Origin of the sequence: Aeromonas sp. R10-2, from assembly GCF_040908445.1 — a bacterium.
Taxonomy (GTDB): Bacteria; Pseudomonadota; Gammaproteobacteria; order Enterobacterales; family Aeromonadaceae; genus Aeromonas; species Aeromonas veronii.
This window is the reverse complement of sequence record NZ_JBFODS010000066.1, coordinates 1-7419: the sequence shown is the minus strand read 5'-3', so window position 1 is coordinate 7419 and position 7419 is coordinate 1. Positions and strand designations below refer to the sequence as shown.

The following is a 7419-nucleotide window of genomic DNA, read 5'->3' as shown; positions in this document are numbered from 1 at the left end:
GCCCGTGGCGGAGAATCTCCTTGGTCAGGTCTTTGCGCCGACGAAGCCCAACGAAGTCTGGACCGGTGATATCACCTATATTGCCACCGACGAAGGCTGGCTTTATCTGGCTGGTCTCAAGGATGTGTTTACCTGTGAGATAGTGGGTTATGCGATGGGAGAGCGAATGACCACCGGGTTGGTCAGTCAGGCGCTGTTTCGGGCTGTGCAGCAGAAGAGGCCACCCGTTGGGCTTATTCATCACACAGACCGGGGCAGTCAGTACTGTGCCAAGGCTTACCGGGCTCTCCAGGTACAATTTGGCATGCAGACCTCCATGTCACGCAAGGGGAACTGCTTCGACAATGCCCCGATAGAAAGCTTCTGGGGGTCTCTTAAAAATGAACTGGTTCACCACCATAGATTCGAGACGAGAGCGGAGGCCAAGGCAGCGATTCAGGAATACATAGAGATTTTTTACAACCGCCAGCGTCGGCATTCACGACTTGGCAATGTCAGCCCGGCGGAGTTTAACAAGAGGTATTGGAGAACTGCTCAGGCTGCTTGATCCGGGACTGTCCGATCTTGTCAGGACACCTCACAGCAATGAAAGTGCAGTTAATGCACGACAACTGAAAGACAGCTTGGTCAGTGATCTACGCACCATGATGCAAAATCTGGTTGATACCCAGGTTCAGGAAAATCTCAAACTGGCCAATACCCTCTCAACCTCTTATCAAGAGGTTGGCACATCTTTGGCTACCCAGATCGGTCGCTCCATCGAAGATAGTCTTAAAGATCCCTTGGAAAAAATTGCTGGTTCAGTGAAGCAGGCAAGTGGCGATCAGTCAGGCCAAGTTCAGCATCTATTGACGGATGTACTGAGTGCCTTCATGAGCAAACTAGATGCATCTTTCGGTCAACAGTTCAGCGGTTTGCATGAAATGCTCGGTCAGTCAGTAACTGCAATGCAGTCCATGCAGCAAGGCTTTGTGGCATTGGTGGACGATATGCGGCGAGCTGGCGAGTCCTCTTCTCAGCAAAGTGCCACAGTCATCGCGCAACTGCTTACAGACATGCAGGCTGGTCAAGCCAGTATGCAGAATGGCATGAACGAGATGTTGTCAAAAATGCAGGCGGCGGTAGAGCGAATGGGAAGCTCGGGCGAGGATGCCAGTGAACGCATAGCTCACCAATTGGAGAGATTGTTTGCCGAGAGTGAGGCCCGTCAGCAACAGATAGCCGAACACCTGAATAGCTTTATTGAACAGAGCCAGCGGAGTATTGGCCAAGGGCAAGAAGAGGTCATGACCAACATGTCCACAAACTTGACTCAGCTGGGCTCACAACTTAATCAGATGTTCCAGACCTTTAACGCTAACCAAGAAGGAATGGATGCACAGCATCGCTTGGCACAGGCGGATATCAGGAATACAACTGAAACGGTTATTGGTGGGTTGGATAAGCAGCTTAGAGAGACGCTGCAATTGGTCGAGCAGCAGCGCAAAGAGGCACAGGAAGTCATTGACCTTCTTGGCTTGCAAACTAGAGAGCACTTGCAGCAAATGGCACAAGGGGCAGACAAGATGCGCCTTGCTGCGGATCGATTCGACACCGCGGGCAGCAGTGTGGTGCAAGCGGGTGAGACCACTGCCAAAGTATTGGGGTCGGTGCAGCAAGTCGGTGGAGAGCTGGCGGTAGCTTCCCGTGAGCTCACAACCATTATTGGTGAATACCGCAATCATCGAGAGTCTGCGGCCAAAGTTTTGGCCACCATCGAGTCCGTAGTCGCCGGAGCGCAGAGCGAACAAAGCCAGCGAGCACAACTAATTAACGATCTCAGGCAACACGGTGAGCGGATGCGTGACCTTAATCGTGAGGCCACAGAATATTTGGACCAGATTGGCAATGCCCTAGCGAAAGGGTTCAATGAGTTTGCCGATGGGTTGAATCGTAATCTGGTCAAGACCATGGGAAGTCTCGATAGTGAGCTAGACAAAGCGGTGAAGGGGCTTGCTGGTGGTATCGTTGATATGAAGGAAGGAATTGAGGATCTTTCCGAGTTGTTTGAGTCTATCAAGGTGCGGCGCTAAGGGGCTAACTTATGTTCGGGATGAAAGGCGCTCCGGCCTCGCGTCGCAACGATGAGGCGGAAAAGCCGTTTTGGATATCTTATGCCGATCTGATGACTGCCATGATGGTGTTGTTCTTGGTTGTCATGGTTGCTTCACTTGCGTCTGTGACCCAGCGTATTCGCGAAGTTGAGGCTGGAGAAAAGCAAAGAGGGCAGGATATTGCCCGTATCTGTCAAAGCTTGGAGATACTGGCGCGAAAGAAGAGCAACATCATTAAAGTTGACTGTCGTGACAACCGGATTAGCTTTGGGGAGGCCGGTCGCTTTGGTCACAACCAATATTTTCTAGACCCACAGGGTCAGCAGGCATTGCAGGACGTGGTGCCGTTGATCCTGGATGTTACCGATAGCCCAGAGGGGCAACGTTGGATGAAACAGGTGGTGGTTGAAGGTTTTACCGATACGGATGGTTCTTACCTCTATAACCTCCACTTGTCGCTACAGCGTTCCGAGTGGGTAATGTGTGCACTGCTTGACGGACGGAGCCAGTTGCAGCAATCCCTTTCTGCCGAACACCAGCAGCAGATCCGTAGCCTGTTTTTGGCTGGCGGTGTTTCTTTTAACAATGCCAAGGACAGCAAAGAGGCAAGTCGTCGAGTGGAGCTGCGCATGCAGTTTTATGGGCTCAAGGAAGACAAGCAGCAGGCGGCGGAGAGCGCACCTCAGTTTTCTGGTCTGATGACGGCTGAACGTTGTCAGTTGGAGATGCGCTGATGGTGGATGCAATTTCCCGTCTTACGGCGATCTTGGAGTCCAGTGTGGAGCGGGTCAATGGTCGCTATCAGGAGAGGACTCTGCATTCCTTTTCGGCTTTGAAGCGAGCTAGATCTGAGGTTGAGGCTAGGTTTGACCAAGCGGAGGCAGCTCCAGAACCACCGAAGGAGAAGCGTCATGCCGCTCTGGCGGCCTTCCTACGTAATGAACCGCTCACCCGGCGGCAGTGGCGGTTGGTATATGCAGGGCTTGTTGACTGCGTTGAAGCAGGCAAGCAGTTGCTAGATGATGAAAAGGTCTTTCCACGAGTGAGTAGGCATGTATCTGCTCACATCGATAGCCGTGAGTTGGTTCGCCGGGATTGGACTGCTCTCTGCTTCAGCTATTTTGGCTATGAGGCAATAGAGCCTGAGAAGAGCCAAAACTGGCAACAACTGCGCACTTATATCCGGGATGGTTATCGTGTACTACGGAATCCGGAGAAGCTTAAAGCTTGGATGCGGGTAGTTGATGAGCATCAAGAACTTTTTCAGAGTGAAGCAGGTTTACGGTTAGGACAGCAGGTATTTGAGGGGACAGTAACAGATCTTACTCAGCTACAGACTCTTGCCCAAATCCCAGCAGAAAGTTGGCTTTGGCATCAAGTTATCGCGGTCGTGCAGAAAAAAATTGCCGAACTTGATGAAGCTACGTTTTTAGACCGGTTATCAGAGTTGTTAGCGCTGATGGCTATCAATAATCGGCGTTATTCCGACGAGATCATGGCTGCTTGTCTCACTCGATATCATGGTTGTAGCTGTCATGTGCAGCCACAAGCCAACTTGATACAAGCTGGTCTGGAGATCTGGGGGAACCCCCAGTTGAAATCCGATCAAAATCGCTGGCGTCACCATGTGGATAAACCGGTATGTGACATGGTGGGGGCATGGCTTGCCAAGCAGGATTTACAGCACTTTTTTAGTTTGCTGAAAGGTGAAGGCGAGGTTGATCAGGCGCGTCTCTTCTATTGGCTCCGTTTTGCCGATCAGATGAGTTATACCCGTATCGTGATGGGACGTGATGCTCAATTAAACCGAGATGGAGAGTTTGTCCGTTTTCGTGATCAAAATAAGGGCCGCCTAGGAGATTTATCTGGGGGCTCGCCAGCTGATAACGCAGTAATCATGCAGATTGGCGATTACATCTTTGTCGAGTTTTCGCACACAGGAAACGCCTGTTATGTATATCGAGCTAACTCCTGCGGATTTAATCCTGATGCCAGTACATTGCACTTAACTCATGATTTGAAACAAAAAAACCTCGCGAAGGGGCGTTGGATACATGTTCCCAAACCATTAAAGCCCGATGCGATGGAGGGGTGGCAGCAAAAATATGATGATGAGTTACGGTTGCTTGGTATTGTTCCAAACCCACAGGGAGCCAATCAATTATGGAATCGTGTAGTTAAACCAAAAATTGTCAAACCAAGCGTTCCATCATTTCAAGCTCCCCTTGGCAACAATTCTGAATCAAAGAGCCAAGTTGTGAACACACCTGCTGATCGGACCGTTGTGATTCATTCAGGCGGTAAGGGGAAAGTTGATTTTGCTCTGTTGCTCGAACAGTTAGGCGAAAACCTGCGACATTATACGGATCATCGTGAAAAGGGCGGTGCTTTCCATATAGAGATCAAGCAGCGCAATACAGATGACATTTTGCTTCTGAGGCGCAATGGTTTTGTGGTCAAAACTGGCAGCCCGTTTATGTTTTGGAAAAAATGATGCTTGGACGTTGGTTTAGCAAATTTGGGAAAAATAAGCATGATCCGGTTGATCTCAGCCCATGTTGGCAGGCGGATGAGAGAGGGATCGTGTTTGCCGAACGTATACAGAGCGAGCCTGAGCGATGGGCCTTGGTTGCCTATCTGGAGCAGCTTGCCGAGGAGGAGTACGTTGCGGTGCTTAGCGACCGCTGGCTCCTGACATGGCGTGATATGTATCGATTAATGGCCGACGCCGATCATGAAAGTAGTCTGGCGTTGTTGTCGCTGCCTCACTGTACTGATCTACGCCCCAAATTGGAATGCAGAGGCAGCTTGGTCGATCCTCAGTTCACCGTTGCGATTACTCACTGGAGTGATGAAGTAACGGGAGAACATGTCGAGTTAAAACGTCAGGGGGCGTTGGTAACAACGAAGAAGGGACAACGTCTACTGAACGAAGCCAGCTGGCAGCTCTGTGAGTCTCTGCGTGACCTTGCTCGTTGTCAGAGGGATGAGCCGGGTGAGGCGACCAACTATGAAGGGTGGGCCGTTATTCGCAGTGTTGCCAAAGCGGCTAATGCCGACATGGATGGTTTTCTTGCCAAGACAGTGGTAGTTAAACCTCAGCGACTGGCTTTGCGACCACGTAAGGCAGAGATCGACTCTTGTCCTGTCATTGAGGTTGGCGTTGATTTTCCTGAACAACCAGTTGGGTTCCTTTCCTCATTTGATGCTACCCAACGGGTACAGGACAGATACCGTATCACGCAACCAGATGGCACCATCGCTCATGTGTTGATAGAGCCTGAGATCAAGCAAGTACTCGAAGCCATCAAGGCGATACCGGGGAGAAGGGTGGCTGGGGATTCGGCGTTGTCCCTGTTGCGCAATCCCTATGCCCTGCTGGGAGAAGTGACCAGCGTGGTACTCGATCCAGAGCAGCACGAGCAATCGCTTGTCGATGCGGGGATCTATTTTCATCATTTTCGTCTGGAACCTAAATGCGAGGCCGAAAGTGGGAAGATCGCCACCGTATTGCTGCATCTCTCCCCTATAAGCCGAGAGCCACTCCCTGATGAAACACTGAGTTTCAATTCACCTGGAATATTTGCGCCTTTTGTACAGGAGCTGCGCTTTAAGCTGGCTGCTGGTATGAGCGCAGGTTTCTGGCAGGGTTTTGAGCTGGAGTTAGGCGACTTTGACGAGCAGCAATTGTTGGACATCGAAAAGTTGCTAGATCGCTGGCAACGAGAGGTGTCCGGAGAGTTGTTCGATTCTTTGTTTGAACTCTCTCGCTATGGTGATCGCATTATCGGTCTCGGCGAGGTAGTGCCAGTATCATCTCCTTTCCTGACCCGAACAACCGGTCAGGATTGGCTTTCGAGCGAATCGAATGGAATTGAGGAGTCAGTGGGTGATGTTGTCGCACAGATCAATTTTGACGATGCAGCGGCGCTGGATGAGTTATCAAAGCGTATTGACGAGGCGTTTGCAGAGGGAGCAGGGCATCTTTGTTTGCCAGGATCTGAGCAACCCGTGCCATTGCGCTTGGCTGAGCAGATACAAAAGGAATGGCGAAAGCAGATCCGGAGCGAAGAGCCAACAGTTCAAGAATCCATGAGGAAAAACAGCATTGGTTTGCTGGTGGAAGAAAATATCGACGAGGTGGGTTATGCCAAGTGGCGACAAGATGCGATTCAACAGGCGCGTCTTTCCTCCCCGTCATTACCGGAGAGGCTTAAGCCAGAAATCTCGCTGCGTGAGCACCAATTACACGGTGTGGCATGGTTACAGCATCTGTTCGAGCTGTCACCAGAACATGTATCGGGTTGCCTCTTAGCTGATGACATGGGTTTAGGAAAAACGATCCAATTGCTTACCTTTGTGGTTGATTATCTGGAACGTCAACCAAGTGGTGATCCTGTACTTATCGTAGCCCCGGTTTCGTTATTGGATAACTGGGAAGCAGAATTGCGTAAATTCTTCTATGCCGATGACATTGCAGTCATGCGGCTCTACGGTGATGCTCTATCAGAGGCAAAGTTTCGCAGCTATGAAATCCCAGAATCATTGCGTCAGCAGGGTGTAACAAATCTGTTGCGTCCCGGTTGGTTACAGGAGGCTCGTATCGTGTTAACCACATACGAGACGCTGCGTTCCCAAGAGATCTCCTTGGGTCGTCAGTCATGGGCCATGGTGATCTGTGATGAAGCCCAAAAAATCAAAAATCCAGCAGCTATGGTGACTAGGGCTATTAAAGCCATGAAGTCCAGGTTTCGCATTGCTTGTACTGGTACTCCAGTAGAAAACACCTTGAGGTATCCTGATTTTCACAGACAGTCCCGATTGTTACGATGAGACAATCGGGGGTATTGAATGAAATCGAGAGAACACTATTCACCAGAGTTTCGGGCAGAGGCGGTTCGACTGGTGTTGGAGCAAGGCCTTGGCCAAGCTGAAGCCGCCAGAAGGTTGGGTATTGCCAAAGGCACACTGAGCAACTGGGTGGTCGCAGCCAAAGGAGGAAAGGATACATCGGCCATTCCCGGAGCGCGTTCTGTCGCCGAGCTGGAGGCTGAAGTGGCCCGGCTACGCAAAGCTCTCGCACAAGCCAACATGGAGCGCGACATCATAAAAAAGGCCGCCGCGTACTTTGCTCAGGAGTCACTGCCAAGTACGCGTGGATAGCCAACCAAAAGGACATCTATCCCATTTCCGTTATCTGTCGTGTGCTGGAGGTCTCTCGTGCGGGCTTCTACCACTGGCGCCAGCGTCCACCGTCACAGCGCCAACAAGAAGATGAACGACTCAAGGTCGCCATTCGGGCTGCTCACAGCAAGACGCGCCAGAC

At 51.0% G+C, this 7419-nt stretch carries 4 protein-coding genes and 2 pseudogenes; all 6 read left to right on the top strand.

Annotated features, from left to right (window positions below; translation table 11 throughout):
* A pseudogene (locus AB5Y97_RS14160) lies at positions 1–547 on the top strand (IS3-like element ISAeme20 family transposase); the annotation flags it as partial.
* On the top strand, positions 492–2072 hold the full coding sequence (zorA, locus tag AB5Y97_RS14155; RefSeq protein ID WP_368158228.1) for an anti-phage ZorAB system protein ZorA: 1581 nt from the start codon (positions 492–494) through the stop codon (positions 2070–2072). The pseudogene AB5Y97_RS14160 and the gene zorA, both read left to right, overlap by 56 nt.
* 11 nt (positions 2073–2083) lie before the next feature.
* A complete protein-coding gene (gene zorB1 / locus AB5Y97_RS14150) occupies positions 2084–2827 on the top strand; it encodes a type I Zorya anti-phage system protein ZorB1 (RefSeq protein ID WP_024946483.1) in 744 nt (247 codons plus the stop codon).
* Positions 2827–4587, top strand: coding sequence for a type I Zorya anti-phage system protein ZorC (gene zorC, locus AB5Y97_RS14145; RefSeq protein ID WP_041999544.1), 1761 nt, complete (start codon positions 2827–2829; stop codon positions 4585–4587). Before zorB1 ends, zorC begins: the two co-directional genes overlap by 1 nt.
* Positions 4584–6926 (top strand): DEAD/DEAH box helicase, encoded by a 2343-nt coding sequence (locus AB5Y97_RS14140; RefSeq protein ID WP_368158225.1) that lies wholly within the window; start codon positions 4584–4586, stop codon positions 6924–6926. Before zorC ends, AB5Y97_RS14140 begins: the two co-directional genes overlap by 4 nt.
* An 18-nt stretch (positions 6927–6944) precedes the next feature.
* Positions 6945–7419, top strand: a pseudogene (locus tag AB5Y97_RS14135) (IS3-like element ISAeme20 family transposase); the annotation flags it as partial.

Bases quoted from the DNA above. Each gene is read 5' to 3' on its own strand.
- zorA (WP_368158228.1), top strand. From the start codon at position 492: ATGTCAGCCCGGCGGAGTTTAACAAGAGGTATTGGAGAACTGCTCAGG.
- zorB1 (WP_024946483.1), top strand. From the start codon at position 2,084: ATGTTCGGGATGAAAGGCGCTCCGGCCTCGCGTCGCAACGATGAGGCG.
- zorC (WP_041999544.1), top strand. From the start codon at position 2,827: ATGGTGGATGCAATTTCCCGTCTTACGGCGATCTTGGAGTCCAGTGTG.
- AB5Y97_RS14140 (WP_368158225.1), top strand. From the start codon at position 4,584: ATGATGCTTGGACGTTGGTTTAGCAAATTTGGGAAAAATAAGCATGAT.